At 42.4% G+C, this 16,596-nt stretch carries 17 protein-coding genes; 7 read left to right on the forward strand and 10 right to left on the reverse strand.

The genetic code is table 11. From position 1 onward, the window contains the following. Positions 1 to 27: 27 nt before the first annotated feature. The 6 genes from Q8J82_RS00835 to Q8J82_RS00860 all read right to left on the reverse strand — a co-directional run bounded on the left by Q8J82_RS00835 (position 28) and on the right by Q8J82_RS00860 (position 5,557). Positions 28 to 1,059 carry a VWA domain-containing protein gene (locus tag Q8J82_RS00835; RefSeq protein ID WP_305327590.1) on the reverse strand — a complete coding sequence of 344 codons (1,032 nt, stop codon included), beginning with the start codon at positions 1,057 to 1,059 and terminating at the stop codon, positions 28 to 30. Next, positions 1,059 to 1,613 carry a hypothetical protein gene (locus Q8J82_RS00840; protein WP_305327591.1) on the reverse strand — a complete coding sequence of 185 codons (555 nt, stop codon included), beginning with the start codon at positions 1,611 to 1,613 and terminating at the stop codon, positions 1,059 to 1,061. Before Q8J82_RS00840 ends, Q8J82_RS00835 begins: the two co-directional genes overlap by 1 nt. Beyond that, the gene (locus Q8J82_RS00845) at positions 1,598 to 2,581 is read right to left on the reverse strand and encodes a vWA domain-containing protein (RefSeq protein ID WP_304890545.1); all 984 of its coding nucleotides are present in this window, start codon (positions 2,579 to 2,581) and stop codon (positions 1,598 to 1,600) included. The genes Q8J82_RS00840 and Q8J82_RS00845 overlap by 16 nt, the downstream gene beginning before the upstream one ends. Continuing rightward, positions 2,581 to 3,576, reverse strand: a complete 996-nt coding sequence (locus Q8J82_RS00850) for a hypothetical protein (protein WP_304909159.1) — start codon at positions 3,574 to 3,576, stop codon at positions 2,581 to 2,583. The genes Q8J82_RS00845 and Q8J82_RS00850 overlap by 1 nt, the downstream gene beginning before the upstream one ends. Positions 3,577 to 3,591: 15 nt before the next feature. After that, positions 3,592 to 4,473 carry a DUF58 domain-containing protein gene (locus Q8J82_RS00855; protein ID WP_304890539.1) on the reverse strand — a complete coding sequence of 294 codons (882 nt, stop codon included), beginning with the start codon at positions 4,471 to 4,473 and terminating at the stop codon, positions 3,592 to 3,594. A gap of 67 nt (positions 4,474 to 4,540) precedes the next feature. Beyond that, positions 4,541 to 5,557: a MoxR family ATPase gene (locus tag Q8J82_RS00860; RefSeq protein ID WP_304890538.1), complete on the reverse strand. Its 1,017-nt coding sequence runs from the start codon at positions 5,555 to 5,557 to the stop codon at positions 4,541 to 4,543. Positions 5,558 to 6,146: 589 nt separating this feature from the next. Between Q8J82_RS00860 and fabA the strand changes: the two genes are divergently transcribed. The 3 genes from fabA to Q8J82_RS00875 are packed head-to-tail and all read left to right on the forward strand — an operon-like array spanning position 6,147 to position 8,525. Continuing rightward, the gene (gene fabA, locus Q8J82_RS00865; RefSeq protein WP_370653532.1) at positions 6,147 to 6,662 is read left to right on the forward strand and encodes a 3-hydroxyacyl-[acyl-carrier-protein] dehydratase FabA; all 516 of its coding nucleotides are present in this window, start codon (positions 6,147 to 6,149) and stop codon (positions 6,660 to 6,662) included. Positions 6,663 to 6,709: 47 nt separating this feature from the next. Next, positions 6,710 to 7,942, forward strand: a complete 1,233-nt coding sequence (gene fabB, locus Q8J82_RS00870; RefSeq protein WP_305327592.1) for a beta-ketoacyl-ACP synthase I — start codon at positions 6,710 to 6,712, stop codon at positions 7,940 to 7,942. A 40-nt stretch (positions 7,943 to 7,982) separates the two neighbouring features. Then, positions 7,983 to 8,525: a DUF1439 domain-containing protein gene (locus tag Q8J82_RS00875; RefSeq protein ID WP_305327593.1), complete on the forward strand. Its 543-nt coding sequence runs from the start codon at positions 7,983 to 7,985 to the stop codon at positions 8,523 to 8,525. 2 nt (positions 8,526 to 8,527) lie between these two features. Here Q8J82_RS00875 and Q8J82_RS00880 read toward each other — a convergent pair whose 3' ends face one another. Further along, entirely contained in the window at positions 8,528 to 8,896 is a 369-nt protein-coding gene (locus Q8J82_RS00880) for an Mth938-like domain-containing protein (RefSeq protein ID WP_304890534.1), read from the reverse strand. Between the two features lie 92 nt (positions 8,897 to 8,988). On the opposite strand from Q8J82_RS00880, the gene Q8J82_RS00885 reads away from it, so the two are divergent. The 4 genes from Q8J82_RS00885 (at position 8,989) to Q8J82_RS00900 (ending at position 13,950) form a co-directional block, all read left to right on the forward strand. Then, positions 8,989 to 10,314, forward strand: a complete 1,326-nt coding sequence (locus Q8J82_RS00885) for a pyridoxal phosphate-dependent aminotransferase (RefSeq protein WP_304890533.1) — start codon at positions 8,989 to 8,991, stop codon at positions 10,312 to 10,314. Beyond that, entirely contained in the window at positions 10,311 to 11,642 is a 1,332-nt protein-coding gene (locus tag Q8J82_RS00890) for a homoserine dehydrogenase (protein ID WP_304890532.1), read from the forward strand. Before Q8J82_RS00885 ends, Q8J82_RS00890 begins: the two co-directional genes overlap by 4 nt. A gap of 68 nt (positions 11,643 to 11,710) precedes the next feature. Continuing rightward, positions 11,711 to 13,132 carry a threonine synthase gene (thrC, locus tag Q8J82_RS00895; protein WP_305327037.1) on the forward strand — a complete coding sequence of 474 codons (1,422 nt, stop codon included), beginning with the start codon at positions 11,711 to 11,713 and terminating at the stop codon, positions 13,130 to 13,132. Further along, a complete protein-coding gene (locus Q8J82_RS00900; protein WP_304909161.1) occupies positions 13,129 to 13,950 on the forward strand; it encodes a thymidylate synthase in 822 nt (273 codons plus the stop codon). The genes thrC and Q8J82_RS00900 overlap by 4 nt, the downstream gene beginning before the upstream one ends. 137 nt (positions 13,951 to 14,087) lie before the next feature. Here the strand turns inward: Q8J82_RS00900 and Q8J82_RS00905 are convergent, their stop codons facing one another. The 3 genes from Q8J82_RS00905 to Q8J82_RS00915 form a co-directional block, all read right to left on the reverse strand. Then, on the reverse strand, positions 14,088 to 14,489 hold the full coding sequence (locus tag Q8J82_RS00905; protein ID WP_304909162.1) for an EF-hand domain-containing protein: 402 nt from the start codon (positions 14,487 to 14,489) through the stop codon (positions 14,088 to 14,090). 219 nt (positions 14,490 to 14,708) lie between these two features. Then, positions 14,709 to 16,067: a sigma 54-interacting transcriptional regulator gene (locus tag Q8J82_RS00910; protein ID WP_304909163.1), complete on the reverse strand. Its 1,359-nt coding sequence runs from the start codon at positions 16,065 to 16,067 to the stop codon at positions 14,709 to 14,711. 38 nt (positions 16,068 to 16,105) lie between these two features. After that, positions 16,106 to 16,432, reverse strand: coding sequence for a hypothetical protein (locus Q8J82_RS00915; RefSeq protein ID WP_305327594.1), 327 nt, complete (start codon positions 16,430 to 16,432; stop codon positions 16,106 to 16,108). Between the last annotated feature and the right edge of the window lie 164 nt (positions 16,433 to 16,596).

Raw genomic sequence — 16,596 nt, forward strand, 5'->3', positions numbered from 1 at the left:
ATTAACGCTGAGTAGTGGGTGTGGTTACTAAAAATGGTTATCGTGCGCAATCGCTGTCTCATTTTTTGATTGAAGTTTCCTCACTGTATTTTTTCTATATAGCTTAAGTGCTTCACCAATTTGTTTTATTGGGTGCTTGCTAAAGTAGGCGGCTAGTAGAAATAGACCTGCCAAAGAAGCTAAAATCCAGCTTAAATCAAACGGTGCCACATCGCGACGCGCGGGTTTTTGCTTTTTCATTGCGTCTAGTATGGTGTGCACATTGTCACCGTAGATATAGGTTGAGCCAACTTCCTTGGCAATTGTTTTCATATATTCAGCATTATGTTTTGAGATAAAGCGATCTTGCTCACCGCTGGCTACGTTATCATCTCTTGTTCCAATGTTCTGTTCCGAAATTTGCGCAATACCTGGCTGCAAGGCAAAGCTATCATTGGACCAGTAACCAATCAACTGGTTTTTTTCACTTAGTTTTGGAATAGATGCCCCTTTTTCAGAGCCGACACCTACTAATAGCCATCCGTCAGCCCCTTGAAAATTTGTTAGGTCTCTAGTGTTGAAGGCATGAAGCCTAGGTGCTTCTTCTCCATCTGTGATGAAAACAACTTGTGCGGCTTCTGGAAAGCTGCGAATAATCCTTGTTATACTGAACAAGCTTTCACGTATACGGCTATTGCCAGACCAGGCAGTCCGCCAGTCAAGGTGGTCAATAGTATCCTGAATCGCAGCAAAATTATTGCATACTTCAATAGGGTTATAAAGTGCGGCAACACTAGCCCCTGCGAATAAAGCAACGCTCACCTTTGTACCGCATGGCAGGGAAGATACCACTTCATGCAATAGTTTCTGCGTATGCGCAATACGTGACGCGGGCTTTCCATCTATGGTCATATCAATGGCATTCATGCTTTGGGAAATATCGGCAACCAATAGATAGGTATAGATATTATGTTTAATAGGTACGGTTGGGTGGAACATTGCTAATATAAGCAGCACCAAGGCGCCACCTAGCAATGCTGAGTCACGTTGGGCTTTAAAATAAGCAATCAGCTTTTTCATTAAGGTAGCCCTACTGGAATGTTACCCATAATCAAGCCGGGCGAATCAGATTCACCTACGCCAGGCGTTGGATTTTCTGGAAGTAAGGTAATCACGCGATCAAGATTACGGCGTGTGCCCCAGTTGTTATTATCTAACTTTAGCGCTTGCTTATAAGAGCTATGCGCTTGAGTCAGCAGATATTCTACTTCGTCTCTTACTTTTGGGTCATTGCCGCCACTTACCTGTAAGCTCTTTAAGAAGAACATATTGCCTAAATTGTGATGAACTGCCGCGCGTTGGCTGGCAGTACCTTTCCCGGTTAATTGCGAGTACAGCAGTGTAGCTTCCTTGAAGCGCTCATTGTGTGCAAGCCAATAAGCAGTTGAGAATCTTGCCTCAAAACTTTGCATGTCCGTTTGCGGATTTTTACCAGTGCTCACTGCTTGATTGAAAGCATTTATTTGGCGTATACGATTAAGTTCACTTAAGATGCCTGCAGTAGAAGCAACTGCAACAATTATTAAAATAAGAGTAAGTTTTTTTACGCTAATTGATTTTAAGCTGAACGCCATGTTCTAACCTCCAGATATTTTACGCTAAGTAGCAGGGCAATCATCAAAGCTGCAATGATGTAGCAGAGTTGTGTAAAGTCGTGACCAGGAATTTTTTCCATATATTTAATAGGTTTTCTTTCTTTCTGGTTAATGTCTGAGATTGCCGCGGCGAGTGATTTTGGGTCTTCTGCCTCATATGCACTAAATGGAGTACGCAGAGTTTTAAAGTACTCATATAATTCAATTTCAGATGGTAGCGGGCTATCGTCCTTTGCTTTATATTCGTTAAAAATACTGATACCGCCGGGTTGTCTTAATACAATCCAGTACAGTGTAATATTGTATCTTTGTAGCCACTCACGTAGTTTTTGCTGTACGTCACCACTCATACGACCAGCTCCATCAGAGATTAAAATGATTGCGCGCGATCCTGAATCAGGCACGTTTTCAAACAAACTAACCGCGCTTGTCAAGCCTCCGCCAATGTTGGTCTGAAATAACGAGTTGCCAGCCGTTGCCTTGATTGCAGCTAAAATAGCCTCACGGCTTTCCGTGAGAGGTAACACATACATTCCAGAATTACTAAAAGTAATTACGCCTATCATGTCATTTTGGCGTGCATTCACAAAGTCAGTCATTAACCGGCTTGCGGCGACGGATTTTGTTTCCCCGACGCGACCATCTGAAGTGCCACCAGCAAATGGATCATCCATACTGGCGCTTCTATCAATGACCATGCCGATTTGGGCGCCTACCCCGATACGTTCAACCTTTTGCTCAAGGCTATGTGGGCTAGCTAAACCCAGAATGATGCAAAAAAGACTCACAGCCGCGAGTATCTTGAGTAATAAACCGATTAAATTTGACAAGGGGTCATGCGGTAGCATGTATACCCACGAGTAGGTGCGTGTGTGCGACCGTTCAAGTAATATCGGTAGCAGTGCCAGCGGCAGTAACCACAGCACTAATGGATGCGTAAATATCATCATCTACTCGTTTCTGGTCTTAGTCCGCGTTCACAGTCACGCATGTGGCGACAAAACTTAAGTAGCCAGGCTTTTGATGAGTTTTCGCCTAGGTTTGATGAGCCGTCAGCTTCAAAAAATACTTGGCGCGATAAACTGAAAAACTTCTCAATATCTTGTTTGACAGGTGCGAAAGTTGGTTTTGTTTTTAGAAAGCTTTCAATATTATTCCCGAATAAAGTCGTGCCTGCTGTTTTATTGAGCGCTTCATGCATCCGTCCTACTGCCTGTTTCAAACCCTCAGTTGTATCTGGGGCTTTGCGAATGTCACGGTAAGCTTTAGCAAAAGGCGCTCCCATTCTTGGGAGCCAGGCATGCATGCCAAAAATATAAAGTAATCCTAGTAGCGATAAGCCTAGCAAGCTACTCAGCACCTTAACGTGAAGTTTTTGATTACTTGAATCAATGAGTAAAGGAGGTGTGAGTGGACTTAATTCTTCTTTTAACTTAATTGCGCCAAATACTGACAGTGGAGAGATGCGGAAAGCAAACGAAGGAATACGGTACTGTAATAATTCTTTTTTCTCGGTATTTCTCATTTTGACTATTTCGGCTCTCAGCGCTGCAGGCTTAGCTAACTTGCCAGTAGTAAAGACTTGGTAGCTAAGGTGTAACACATGCGTCACGCTATCACTATTTTTCTTTTCTTCTATGCTGATTTTAACCAGTTCTATGCCTGAAATCTGCCCTTGATAACGATGCTCGTAGCCTACTATTGGTATAGACTCTTTTACCAGCTCGTATGGTTTTTTGACAGTAAGTGTGATGGTCCTTTCTAGCACATCCCCCACAACAAACCCAGCATCACGTGTCGGATTAACTTCATGTATTTCTATATATTTGTCGTTGATGGAGGGTAGTACAACGTCTGCCATCGCGGGTTGAGTGCCCAGAATGATGGAATATATCAGGAATAATAAATTTAAAAAGTATGGGTTTAGGTTGCTGGGTCGCATAAATGTACTCATTAATTAAGCCGCCACATATTGGTGGAAATATTCAGATAATTGGTCGGCATCGAAGCTGTTTTCCACAAAAAACGGCTGCATGTCGAAGCGCAAAAACAGGTTTTCTATCGCTTTGCGTCTATCGGCAAAACTTTTTAGAATGCGATTGCGATATTCTTTACGTAGAAATAAGGTGCGCTTGGCGCCAGTTTCAGGATCGGTTACATTGGTAATGCCAAATTCTGGTAAATCCGTATACTCTGAGCTATCCCATAACACCATGGGCACGATATGATGGCGCTGCATGAGAACCAATGCGTCTTCTAAATCGCTGATAGGCATGTGAAAGTCAGAAACCATAAAAATCAATGATCTTTCTCGTGGTAATAATCTCACAGTATCTATCAGTGCGGTACTTCCCACCTCAGCAGGTTGGTAGTTTTTGAGATTTTCAGCCATCTCAATTGCCATATGCGGTCTGGTAGATAGTGCGCATAACCAGTCTTCGCGCACTACATCATCAAAGCCGATAAAGCCGACTAAATCGCGATTATGCGCAGCTGACTGAGCCACTGATTGAGTGATATCAGCCGCAATAGCTATTTTTTTTCGTGTACTTCCATCTTGCATAGAACTGCCGTACTGCATTGAACCGGACAAATCGCACAAGACAAAGACAGGTGTGACACTCTTCTGGTTAAATATCCGTACATGGATTTGTTCCAAAGGGTCGCGTATGGTCTGGCGTATATCTATACGGCGCGGGTCAGGGTAAGAGAGTAGAGTAGTATGTCCGCGAAACTCCATTCCCATACCGCGCTGGTTGCTTTTGTGTCTGCCGGGCCTGCGTGAGCGTGAGCGCCATGCGATATGGTAACTAAACTCTTTAATATGTTCTGGGCGCATTAGAATGGTTCAAAATGAGGAATGAGCGAGTTATAACTTAGTAATTGGTAACTTGATGATTGGTAACTTAAGGTGCCGCTATCGCGTGGATAATGCCAGTTAACATATCGCGAGCGATTTCTGTACGACGCATTTCATACACAGGACTAAATACCAAGCGATGTGCAACAGTTGCGTGAAAGACATCATGAATATCTTCCGGCAACACGGCGGTGCGCTCATTTAGCCACGCATTTACACGGGCTGCACGCAATACCATCGCCATACCGCGCGGACTAGCACCAGATAATACTAATCGGTTCATATCAACGCCTGATACTTTTACGCCAAAATCTGTCGGCGTTTTAGTTGCGCGCCACAAATTAAGCACGTAGCTACGCAATGTTGGGCTCGCAGAAATACTATTTTGCAGCAAACTGGCAAAGCTGTTTAATTGATCAAATTGCAATATATTTTCAGGTACATTTGAAACCAGCTTATCTGCATCATGAAAACGGGTGTCAAATACCAATGACTCCATGATGCTATCGTCATTTGGTACAACAATCGGAATTTCCATCATGAAACGATCCCGTGCGGCAGAGGGTATGTCGAACGTTTCTTCTTTTTCAACTTGGTTACGGTCAGCAAATACCAGCATGTGTGGGAAGTGGTATTCTCTGTTAAACGCCGTTAGTGTGCGTTCCGCCATCACGCGCAACAACAATGAATGAACTTGCGGGCGGGCACGGTTAATTTCGTTAAAGAAAAATACTGATAAATTTTCACCAGACATCAATATCGGGCCTGGGCTTACATGCGGTTTACCATCTTCACCCAAATACGTGTGATAGATTAAATCGTTGGGCATCAAGTCGATGGTGCCTTCGATTCGTTGGTAACCACCGCCGATACCACGGGTAAATGCGCGTAGCAGGGTTGTTTTACCAACGCCCACATCACCTTCAAGCAATACATGGCCACGGGCAAAGATGGATGTGGTAATCAGGCGTACAGGGATATGTTGACCTACAATGACCTTGTTAACTTCAGACTCTAAGGTAAGTGCATGATTGCGCCAGTCGGCTAATTGTGTGTCGCTCATTTAAGGTGTTCCTAAGCTATAAAATTAGTTGTTGTAGTTTGTTAAAATTTTGTAACAGAATGTACTGATTGTAATTGGTTTGTATAAAGCTGGGTAGTACACAGCTTTATAAAATGCTAATTGCCTGTCTGTAAATGCTAATATAAATGAAATTTTTAAGCGTATATACAGATTTGTATACCCCCGTTAAGTATTTTAAAACTTTTTTTAAAAATATAGCAGAAGAGGACTAAGCTGACTTGCCTAGCGCACGAATTAACAAGTTATTTATCAGCAGATTAAAAAAGACCCGCAACACCGTTAAAGGGGCTGCGGGTTAAGGGAGGGCGAAAATTTGGAGATCCGCAAATTATATTTGTGCAAATCTTATGCCAATTAAAAATTTAAATTAATTCAATTGCTTAAAATTTAGAGGCTCTAGATTGGTGGTTGTATACAACCAAGCTGGTTAATTACAGCCAAAGGCTGCAAATTATTCTCTATAAAAAATTGATAAAGCGTGAATAGGGCTTTCGTAAAATCGAATTTAAAGCGAAAATAGCATCCTGGATATCACTATTAAAATAAAATCATGTCAAATCAATCTAGTATTGCTAAACAAAACAGTTTTACAAAAGAAGAGTTACTGAAGTGCGGTAGGGGCGAGATGTTTGGGGAAGGTAATGCCCAACTGCCTTTACCTCCGATGCTAATGTTTGATCGCATTGTTTCTATTACTGAAGATGGCGGCAAGTACGGTAATGGCCAAATCATTGCAGAGCTTGATATTAGGCCTGATTTATGGTTTTTCGAGTGTCATTTTACGGGCGACCCTGTGATGCCTGGTTGTTTGGGATTAGATGCCATGTGGCAATTAGTCGGGTTTTATTTGGGCTGGAAGGGTGGTCCAGGACGTGGGCGTGCACTGGGTGCTGGTGAAGTTAAGTTTACCGGCCAGGTGTTGCCAACGGCAAAAATGGCGACTTACACGATTGATTTAAAACGCGTAATTATGCGTAAATTAGTGATGGGATTGGCTGATGCTACTATGACTTTAGATGGCCGTGAAATCTATGTGGCGCAAGACTTGCGCGTTGGCTTGTTTACTAGAACAGACAATTTTTAAAATAGTATTTGTTAATAGAATAAAAAAATAATTTGAAGGGGCACGAAATGCGTCGTGTAGTAGTTACTGGAATGGGGATTGTATCCAGTTTGGGTAATAATAAATCTGAAGTACTGGCAAGTTTAAAGGCTGGAAAATCAGGTATTACCTATCAACCTGAGTATGCAGAGTGTGGTTTGCGCTCACATGTGGCTGGATCAATCAAAAATTTAAATATAGAAGAGATGATTGACCGCAAGCTGTTGCGCTTTATGGCCAAAGGCCATGCTTATGCTTGGCTTGCCATGCAAGAAGCCATTGCAGATGCGAGTTTGCCTGAGGATTTAGTGTCTAATATCCGCACCGGCTTGATTGTGGGCGCAGGTGGCACATCCACAGAAAGTATGCTGGAAGCTACCAACACACTTGCTGAAAAAGGTATCCGTCGCGTTGGCCCTTATATGGTCACAAAAACCATGTCTAGCGGCATTGCAGCTTGTTTGGCAACTGGCGCGAAAATCAAAGGGGTGAATTACGGCATCAGTTCAGCATGTTCTACCAGTGCGCATTGTATTGGTGCAGGTGTTGAGCAAATTCAGCTAGGCAAGCAAGATATTGTGTTTGCAGGGGGTGGTGAAGAAGAGCATTGGACGATGTCATTTTTGTTCGATGCTATGGGTGCACTGAGTAGTAAATATAACGAAACTCCCGATAAAGCCTCACGTACATATGACGCTGACCGTGATGGTTTCGTAATTTCAGGTGGCGGCGGCATTGTCGTGCTGGAAGAGTATGAACATGCTAAAGCACGCGGTGCAAAAATCTATGCGGAAGTAGTGGGTTACGGCGCGACATCCGATGGTTACGATATGGTTGCACCAAGCGGAGAAGGGGCTGTGCGCTGCATGCGTCAAGCTTTACAAGGGGTTGAAGGCAATATTGATTACATCAATACGCATGGTACCAGTACGCCCGTGGGTGACACCAAGGAGTTGGAAGCAATTCGTGAAGTGTTTGGTCATAATGGTTTAAAACAAAGTCCTGCCGTTGCCTCTACAAAATCACTTTCAGGACACGCGCTGGGTGCAGCGGGTGTAAATGAAGCTATTTATACCATGCTCATGATGGAAAATAATTTCATTGCAGCCTCGGCTAATATTGAGAACTTAGATCCAGGAGCAGAAGGTTTAAATATCGTACGTAATCGTATCGATAACGTCAAAATTGAAACTGCGTTATCTAACAGTTTCGGCTTTGGCGGCACTAATGCAACATTAACACTGTCAACAAAAAACCTTTAGTCTGCGTTACGGACTAATGGTTTTTTTGAAGGTGGTCGAGATGAAATTCAAGCTATTCAATGTTTTACTTTTTGCGGTGATATTCACTGGTTGCGCTACGTTGAGTGACCGTACGGTGAATGTCACTGAGGTTCAATTACAGCAAAAACTGAATGAGCGTTTAGCGACTCCAATTTCACTGCTTAAGATATTTGACGTTAATTTAAGTAATTCAATTGTAAAGTTCGACGGTAAGACGGGTCGTATGATAACTAGGCTGGATGCAAGTTTAACCAGCCTTTTAAGTGACAAGGCGCTTGCAGGTAAACTGGATATTTCAGGCAAGCTGCGTTTCGATGCGGCCACAAACTCTGTAGTATTAGATGACCCTAAAGTGGAAAGTCTTAATTTAGATGGTTTAGATGCTAAGCAAGGAGAGTTCTTTAATTTGCTTGCCCAAAGACTTGGTGGTGAAATGTTAAATGGTTTGTCTTTGTATACCGTTAAGCCGGAAGATTTAAAGTTAGGTTCAACACAATATAACCCTAAAGCAATGCAAATTACTGATTCTGGTTTGCAGATAACATTTAGCCCAGTCAGGTAGTGTTACAAGATTAGCGCTGCGAGTACGTTACGTCCTTCACTCATTAATATATTGTAAGTTCGGCATGCTGCCGCTGTCGTCATGCATTCTAGCGGAATGCTTTTTGTACTAAGTGAATGGTAAATGCTTGGATGTAAAAACTGATGCCTTATCCCAGTTCCTAATAAAATTACCTCAGCGTTAAGCTCAGCAATTTTTGTAAAATGCTGGTCTGTTAAATGTGCGAAATCTGTTGATTCCCAATCAAGAATGAGTTGTTGCGGCATGACAATTAAATTTTTGGCATAGCGCTGCTTGTTCACTTCTATATAGCTTTCACTGTAAGCCGTGATTAAATTATTATTTTCCGCCGTTGTTAAATGTAGTTTCATTGCCTAGCATGGCTTTCATTGATAGAAGCTGCCATTCTAATGTAAACTAACGCCTTTAACTATTGTGCTTTTAAAAGCAGAATCATCGCGCTATGCAGCCATTAAATCAGCCAAATAATTCAACACCATTGGTTCAGCCTACAAAGTCGGGTCAGCCTAAAGAGTTAGCCAAATCCAATAAACTGGCAAACGTTTGTTATGACATCCGTGGCCCGGTATTGCAACGAGCGCGCCAAATGGAAGAAGAAGGCCAGCGCATCATTAAACTTAACATAGGCAATCCTGCTGCATTTGGTTTTGAAGTGCCTGAAGAGATTCAGCAAGATGTGATTCGAAATATGAGTAAAGCGGGCGGCTACACCGATAGCAAAGGCTTGTTTGAACCTCGCAAAGCCATCATGCATTACACGCAAAGCAAGCATATTCAAGGTGTGACGGTAGATGACATTATTATCGGCAATGGTGTTTCTGAGCTCATTGTCATGGCGATGCAAGGGTTATTGAACAATGGTGATCAAGTTTTGGTGCCTATGCCAGACTATCCTTTGTGGACAGCCGCAGTAACGCTAGCAGGTGGTACTGCTCGTCACTATCTGTGTGATGAGGCTACAGGCTGGATGCCAGATTTGAAAGATATGGAAGCTAAAATTACCGCTAACACGCGCGGTATCGTGGTGATTAATCCAAATAATCCGACTGGCGCGTTGTATCCACGTGAAATTTTGGAAGGTATCATTGAAATTGCGCGTCACCATGGCTTGGTGATTTTTGCAGATGAGATTTACGATAAAGTTTTATATGATGGCAATACACACACGTCAATGGCTTCTTTGGCTGATGATATTTTATTCGTGACGTTTAACGGTTTATCAAAAAACTATCGCACATGTGGGTATCGTGCAGGTTGGATGATACTAAGCGGCGAGAAAAAGCATGCAAAAGATTATATTGAAGGCCTAAATATGCTGGCTTCCATGCGCTTATGTGCCAATGTGCCTGGGCAATTGGCAATACAAACTGCGCTTGGCGGTTATCAAAGCATTGATGATTTAGTTTCGCCCGAAGGTCGTTTGCGCAAGCAGCGTGATGTTGCCTACGAGTTGCTCACGGCAATCCCTGGGGTTAGCTGTACAAAGCCAGCGGCTGCAATGTATCTGTTCCCGAAATTAGACCCGGAAATCTACCCCATTAAAGATGATCAGCAATTCATTTTGGACTTGTTACTAGAAGAAAAAGTATTATTAGTGCAAGGTACTGGTTTTAATTGGCCAACTCCAGATCATTTCCGCGTGGTATTTTTACCTAACGTGGATGATTTGACTGAAGCGATTCACCGTATTGCAAAATTTTTAGAAAACTATAGAAAAAAGCATGATTCAAAATGCAATAGCGTAAAAGATATGGGAGTAAAAGTTTGAAGCAACTTAATGTAGGTAAGCATTTAAATGTCGGTCTTCTGGGCATAGGTACAGTTGGCGGCGGCACATACGCAGTGTTGACACGCAATGCCGCAGAAATTTCACGTCGCACTGGCTGCGCTATTAATGTAGTACAGGTTGCAGATAAAAATGTTGACCACGCAAAGGCTGTTACGGCAGGTAAAGTTGACGTCACAAATGATGCTTTTGCTGTTGTGAACAATCCGAATGTGGATGTGGTGGTGGAGTTGATTGGCGGCTATACGCTAAGTAAAGAACTAGTGTTAATGGCGATTGAAAATGGTAAGCATGTAGTGACAGCTAATAAAGCCTTACTCGCTTTACATGGCAATGAAATCTTTAACGCGGCACAAGCTAAAGGTGTCATCGTTGCCTATGAAGCTGCAGTGGCTGGTGGTATCCCCATTATTAAAGCACTGCGTGAAGGTTTAGGCGCAAATAAAATCGAGTGGGTCGCGGGTATTATCAACGGCACGACTAATTTTATCCTGACCGAAATGCGTGAAAAAGGCTTGGCATTTGCGGATGTGTTAGGCGAGGCGCAACGTTTAGGTTATGCAGAAGCTGACCCGACATTTGATGTGGAAGGCATTGATGCCGCGCATAAGCTCACTATTATGTCTGCGATTGCTTTTGGTATGCCGATGAAGTTCGATCAAGCCTACACAGAGGGCATTACCAAGCTGCAGCAAACCGATATTAAATATGCGGAAGAGCTTGGCTATCGTGTGAAATTACTTGGCATTACCAAGCGTACTGATGCCGGGGTAGAGCTTCGCGTACACCCTACGTTAATATCTGAAAAACGCTTGGTGGCTAATGTAAATGGCGCAATGAATGCTGTGGTTGTGAAGGGTGACGCAGTAGGCCCAACGCTTTATTATGGTGCAGGCGCGGGAGCAGAGCCAACGGCAAGCGCGGTTGTGGCAGATTTAATGGACGTGGCACGGTTAAGCAGTGCAAGCGTTGAGCAACGTGTGCCGTATTTAGGATTTCAAGCTGGGCACTTGAATGACTTGCCAATTTTACCGATTAGTGAAGTGAATAGCGCTTACTACTTACGCTTACGTGCTTCAGATAAGCCTGGTGTATTGGCTTGTGTTACCAAAATATTAGCAGAGCGCAATATCTCGATTGATGCCATGTTACAAAAAGAACCGGATGACAATGAAACTGAGGCTGATATTGTGATTTTGACGCATATTACCATAGAGAAAAACATGGACGCGGGTATTGCAGAAATTGAGGCTTTGCCAGCCATTGTGGGTAAAGTGGTTAAATTGCGTATGGAAGAATTAGGTAAATAATACCAAGGTCAATAAGTAATAGGGCGCATTGTGGGTGAAATCACAGTGCCAAAATTTGAGAGATTTCAATGAAATACATTAGCACCCGTGGGCAATCACCTGCATCAAGTTTTAGCGAGATTTTATTGGGAGGCTTAGCACCAGATGGCGGCCTGTACTTACCCGAAACTTACCCGAAATTTACTAATGCAGATTTAACCGCAATGCGCGGCATGAATTATCCGGATTTAGCTTTTGCCATTTTAAGTCGCCTGATTGATGACATTCCGCCCACAGATTTAAAAGCAATTATTGATAAAACCTACCGGGCGGATGTTTATGCCTATGCCCGTTCAGGTCAAAATGCTGCGGATATTACGCCCACGCTTAAGTTAGAAGATAACTTATACCTGTTAAGCCTGTCCAATGGCCCTACGCTAGCTTTTAAAGATATGGCAATGCAGTTGTTAGGCAACTTGTTTGAATATGTGCTTACCAAAACTGGTAAAACTACCAATATTTTAGGGGCTACATCAGGAGATACTGGGTCTGCGGCTGAATATGCCATGCGCGGTAAAAAAGGTATTCGTGTATTTATGCTTTCACCGCATAAAAAAATGAGCCGTTTTCAAACTGCTCAAATGTTTAGTTTACAAGATGAGAACATTTTCAATATCGCTGTGAATGGGGTATTTGATGATTGTCAGGATATGGTAAAAGCGGTCTCTAACGACGCAGACTTTAAAGCCAAATATAAAATCGGTGCGGTAAATTCCATCAATTGGGGGCGCATTGTTGCTCAGGTGGTTTATTACTTTAAAGGATATTTTGCAGTTACAGCTAATAACGCACAACAAGTAAGTTTTTCTGTACCTTCAGGTAATTTTGGCAACGTTTGTGCAGGGCACATTGCCCGGATGATGGGCTTGCCGATTGACAAGTTGGTTGTTGCTACCAACGAGAACGACGTACTGGATGAATTTTTTAAAACAGGCGCTTATCGTCCACGCGGCTCGGCTAACACTTACCATACCAGCAGCCCTTCAATGGACATCAGTAAAGCCTCTAACTTTGAACGGTTTGTGTTTGACTTAGTAGGGCGCGACAGCGCAAAAGTGCGAGAGCTTTGGGGGAGTGTAGACAAAGGCGGCGCATTTGATATTAAGCAGCTTTTACCAAAACTTGCAGACTATGGTTTTATATCTGGTAGCAGTAATCACGCAAACCGCATGAAAACAATTCGTGAAACAAAGGCGAAATATAACGTAGTGATTGATACCCATACTGCGGATGGTCTGAAAGTGGCTATGGAGTTGCGTGAGGCGGATGTACCTATGATAGTGTTAGAAACAGCGCTCCCGGCGAAGTTTGAAGATGCGATAGTTGAAGCGCTAGGCGAAGTGCCAGAACGTCCGGCAGACTTGAGTGGCATTGAAAATTTGCCACAAAAATTCACCGTGATGGAAGCTGACGTAGCCGCCATTAAAGAGTTTATTGTGAAGCATGTATGAAACAATATACTGACTTAATGCGCCATGTGTTGGCTTACGGCAATAAAAAAGAAGATCGCACAGGCACGGGTACGCTATCAGTATTTGGTTATCAAATGCGTTTTGATTTAGCTGAAGGATTTCCACTACTCACTACTAAAAAAGTACATTTGAAGTCTATCATTCATGAATTGCTGTGGTTTTTACAGGGCAGTACTAATATTGCCTACTTAAAAGAACATGGCGTGCGCATTTGGGATGAGTGGGCAGATGAGCAAGGCAATCTAGGCCCCGTGTATGGTTACCAATGGCGTAATTGGCCTAAACCAGACGGCACACATATTGACCAAATTGCCCAAGTAGTGAATAGCATTAAAATCAATCCTGATTCACGTCGATTGATTGTTTCTGCATGGAATGTGGCAGATGTCGACCAAATGAAGCTGCCGCCTTGCCATGCATTTTTTCAGTTCTATGTGGCGCCTGCTTCAAAAGATGATGCGGATCAAAGGTCTAAGTTGAGTTGTCAGCTTTACCAGCGCAGTGCGGACATTTTTCTTGGTGTGCCTTTCAATATTGCATCGTATGCATTGCTAACGATGATGGTTGCGCAAGTATGTAATTTGAGATTAGGGGACTTTGTTCATACCCTGGGTGATGCACATATTTACACTAATCATATGGAACAGGTTGCCGAACAGCTTTCTCGAGATGAACGCGCATTGCCGCAAATGAAAATCAACCCAAATGTCACTAGTATTTTTGACTTCAAGTTTGAAGATTTTACCTTGGAAAATTACGACCCTCACCCTGCCATTAAGGCAACAGTCGCTGTATAACTTCGCTTAACAGCAAGCTCATCCTTTATACAATGAATGAAAAAAGCCACACTGCTGTGCAGTGTGGCAGAACCTGCAATCATCAAGGGGGTGAAATTGCAGGTTTGGGAAACTAATGCATTTAAATCTGGATAGACTTAATTGGCAGGTGCTGGTTCAGCAACTGGAGCGCTAGCGGGCGCCGCGCTTAAACTTTTGCTAGCTTTGTAACTGGCAAACTCTTCAGCGCTGATATTGCCGTCTTTATTTGCGTCTGTTGCATCAAAGTAGAGTGATAAATCTTTATCTTTAACAGCTTCTTTTAATGAGATTTTAGTATTGCCATTGGTATCCAGCTTTTTGAAAGCTGCATCAACTGGTAATTTAGCGGTTGAATCTATCGCTTTAATCTCCCCGGTTTTAACTTCTGCAATTTTGTTTTCATTGCCAATAGCGTCTTTAAACGCGGCTTTGTTGTCAGCCAAAGCAGCTGAACTAAGCCCAGTTAGAAAAAATGCGGCGATAACATTGGTTGTGATTAGATTCAAATTAAATTTCATAGGGTACTCCTAAACAATTAAAAAAGATTACTGCAATTCATATATAGCAATTGCTGTGCCATATTTATTTATTCAATATAAACAATTAGTTATGAATTTTATTTAATTTTATAAGCAATAATATGTCGCTTATAAGCGACGCTATTTATAGTTAAATGATTACTATGATGATAAATAAGGATTTTTTTTGTCGTGACTATGCGACAAAAGATTCTGATGTTATTCAGTGAGGTGAATAGCTTTAAAAAGACTGGGATTAATATGGTGACGTTGCAGTATCTTATAAAATTCGGTACGGTTGCGCCCCGCAATTCTAGCCGCTTGCGTCACGTTGCCTTGCGTGGCTTTAAGTAAGTTAATTAAATATTGTTGTTCAAAGTTTTTGCGTGCAGCATCAAATGAAATGATGCTGGAAATGTTATCCTGCAAGGCTTTTTGTATTAATTTACCCGTGATAATTGGCGTGGTAGAAAGCACTACGACTTGTTCAACAATGTTTTGTAGTTGCCGTACATTGCCAGGCCATGGAGCTGCCAGCATTAATTCAAGCGCATCTGGTGCAAATCCATTTATTTTCCTATGATGTTTTTTAGTTAATTTTTCTAAAAAATAATTCGCTAACAACGGAATGTCTTCACGCCTGGCAGTGAGTGATGGTATTTCTAAACTGACAACATTGATGCGGTAGTACAAATCTTCTCGAAAGCGATTCGCCTGCATTTCTTCAATTAGATTTTTGTGAGTTGCACAAATTACCCGTACATCAATCGCAATGTCTGCGGTAGAGCCTACGGGACGGATGACACGCTCTTGCAAGGCACGTAGCAGCTTGGCTTGAATGGCGAGTGGCATATCGCCAATTTCGTCCAGAAACAGTGTTCCGCCATGTGCATTTTTTATAAGACCCTGATGGTCACGCACAGCGCCTGTAAATGCACCTTTGCTATGTCCGAACAATTCAGACTCAAGTAGTGCTTCAGGTAAAGCTGCACAATTAATGGCGACAAATGGTTTTTCTCTACGAGGGCTGGCAAGGTGTATCGCTTGGGCAAGTAATTCTTTGCCGGTACCACTTTCGCCCTGAACTAGTACACTGGCATCCGATGCAGCGACTAATTTCGCCTGACTGAGCAAGCTTTGCATTTGTTGGCTGTCACAAATGATAGCAGAGCTCCAAATGTCATCGTTATGCTGTGGGCTATTAGAATGACTAGCGGTAATTTTTAGTGCTGTAGCCACTTGTTGTAATAAAACTTTGCTGTCAAATGGCTTGGTTAAAAAGCTAAAAACCCCTTGCTGAGTCGCATACACGGCCTCTGGAATTGAGCCGTGCGCTGTAAGTAAAATAAAGGGCACAGTAGGGTCGAGTTGGTGTATTGCTTCGAAAAGTGAGAAACCGTCCATTTCTGGCATACGTAAATCGCTAATGACGAGAGCTGCAGGCCGCATGTTAAATAAGCTGATAGCTTCCTGTGCAGAGTTGGCTATAGTTACTTGATAGTCACTTGCTGTCAGACGCATTTCTAGCAGTTTTAGAATGTCTGCATCGTCATCTACAACTAATATATGCTTTTTCATTTTGGCGGTTTTGAAAATAATAATATAAGTTAGCGGTTTTATTTACGAGGTGCTAATTCGCGTTCACTCATGGATTTTTCTATATTTTTAAGTTCATTTAACTTTTGCTGCACAGCTTCTAGTTTTTGCTGAGTAGCATCTAACTTTACTTGCAAGACTTCATTTTTTTGTTGGGCTGATTCAACACGTTTTTGATCGTCCCGATTACTTTTATTGGCTTTGTTGATTGCTATTAAATAATCAAACAATAAATGTCCAAAATCTAATTGTGAATGAAATAAAACATTTTCCTGTAATAGTTGCTGTAATAAATTCTGCGCTTTCTGACCATCAAATAGATTGCTGCTTGGTAGACCATATATCATCACCAATTTCATGCGCTGTAATAGGGGCGAACGCAGAAAACGGAAAAAATTGTACGCTAAGACTTTTCTGCGTTGCGTAACAGTCTAAATTTACCATCTTCTACTTTGCGATTTTGCCGCCAAACATAATCACCAGTCAGGTTGATATGCTCCCAACCTAATGG

The sequence above is a fragment of the Methylotenera sp. genome (genome assembly GCF_030684185.1).
Classification (GTDB): Bacteria; Pseudomonadota; Gammaproteobacteria; order Burkholderiales; family Methylophilaceae; genus Methylotenera.

Bases quoted from the DNA above. Each gene is read 5' to 3' on its own strand.
- Q8J82_RS00835 (WP_305327590.1), bottom strand. From the start codon at position 1,059: ATGAAAAAGCTGATTGCTTATTTTAAAGCCCAACGTGACTCAGCATTG.
- Q8J82_RS00840 (WP_305327591.1), bottom strand. From the start codon at position 1,613: ATGGCGTTCAGCTTAAAATCAATTAGCGTAAAAAAACTTACTCTTATT.
- Q8J82_RS00845 (WP_304890545.1), bottom strand. From the start codon at position 2,581: ATGATATTTACGCATCCATTAGTGCTGTGGTTACTGCCGCTGGCACTG.
- Q8J82_RS00850 (WP_304909159.1), bottom strand. From the start codon at position 3,576: ATGCGACCCAGCAACCTAAACCCATACTTTTTAAATTTATTATTCCTG.
- Q8J82_RS00855 (WP_304890539.1), bottom strand. From the start codon at position 4,473: ATGCGCCCAGAACATATTAAAGAGTTTAGTTACCATATCGCATGGCGC.
- Q8J82_RS00860 (WP_304890538.1), bottom strand. From the start codon at position 5,557: ATGAGCGACACACAATTAGCCGACTGGCGCAATCATGCACTTACCTTA.
- fabB (WP_305327592.1), top strand. From the start codon at position 6,710: ATGCGTCGTGTAGTAGTTACTGGAATGGGGATTGTATCCAGTTTGGGT.
- Q8J82_RS00875 (WP_305327593.1), top strand. From the start codon at position 7,983: ATGAAATTCAAGCTATTCAATGTTTTACTTTTTGCGGTGATATTCACT.
- Q8J82_RS00880 (WP_304890534.1), bottom strand. From the start codon at position 8,896: ATGAAACTACATTTAACAACGGCGGAAAATAATAATTTAATCACGGCT.
- Q8J82_RS00885 (WP_304890533.1), top strand. From the start codon at position 8,989: ATGCAGCCATTAAATCAGCCAAATAATTCAACACCATTGGTTCAGCCT.
- thrC (WP_305327037.1), top strand. From the start codon at position 11,711: ATGAAATACATTAGCACCCGTGGGCAATCACCTGCATCAAGTTTTAGC.
- Q8J82_RS00900 (WP_304909161.1), top strand. From the start codon at position 13,129: ATGAAACAATATACTGACTTAATGCGCCATGTGTTGGCTTACGGCAAT.
- Q8J82_RS00905 (WP_304909162.1), bottom strand. From the start codon at position 14,489: ATGAAATTTAATTTGAATCTAATCACAACCAATGTTATCGCCGCATTT.
- Q8J82_RS00910 (WP_304909163.1), bottom strand. From the start codon at position 16,067: ATGAAAAAGCATATATTAGTTGTAGATGACGATGCAGACATTCTAAAA.
- Q8J82_RS00915 (WP_305327594.1), bottom strand. From the start codon at position 16,432: ATGATATATGGTCTACCAAGCAGCAATCTATTTGATGGTCAGAAAGCG.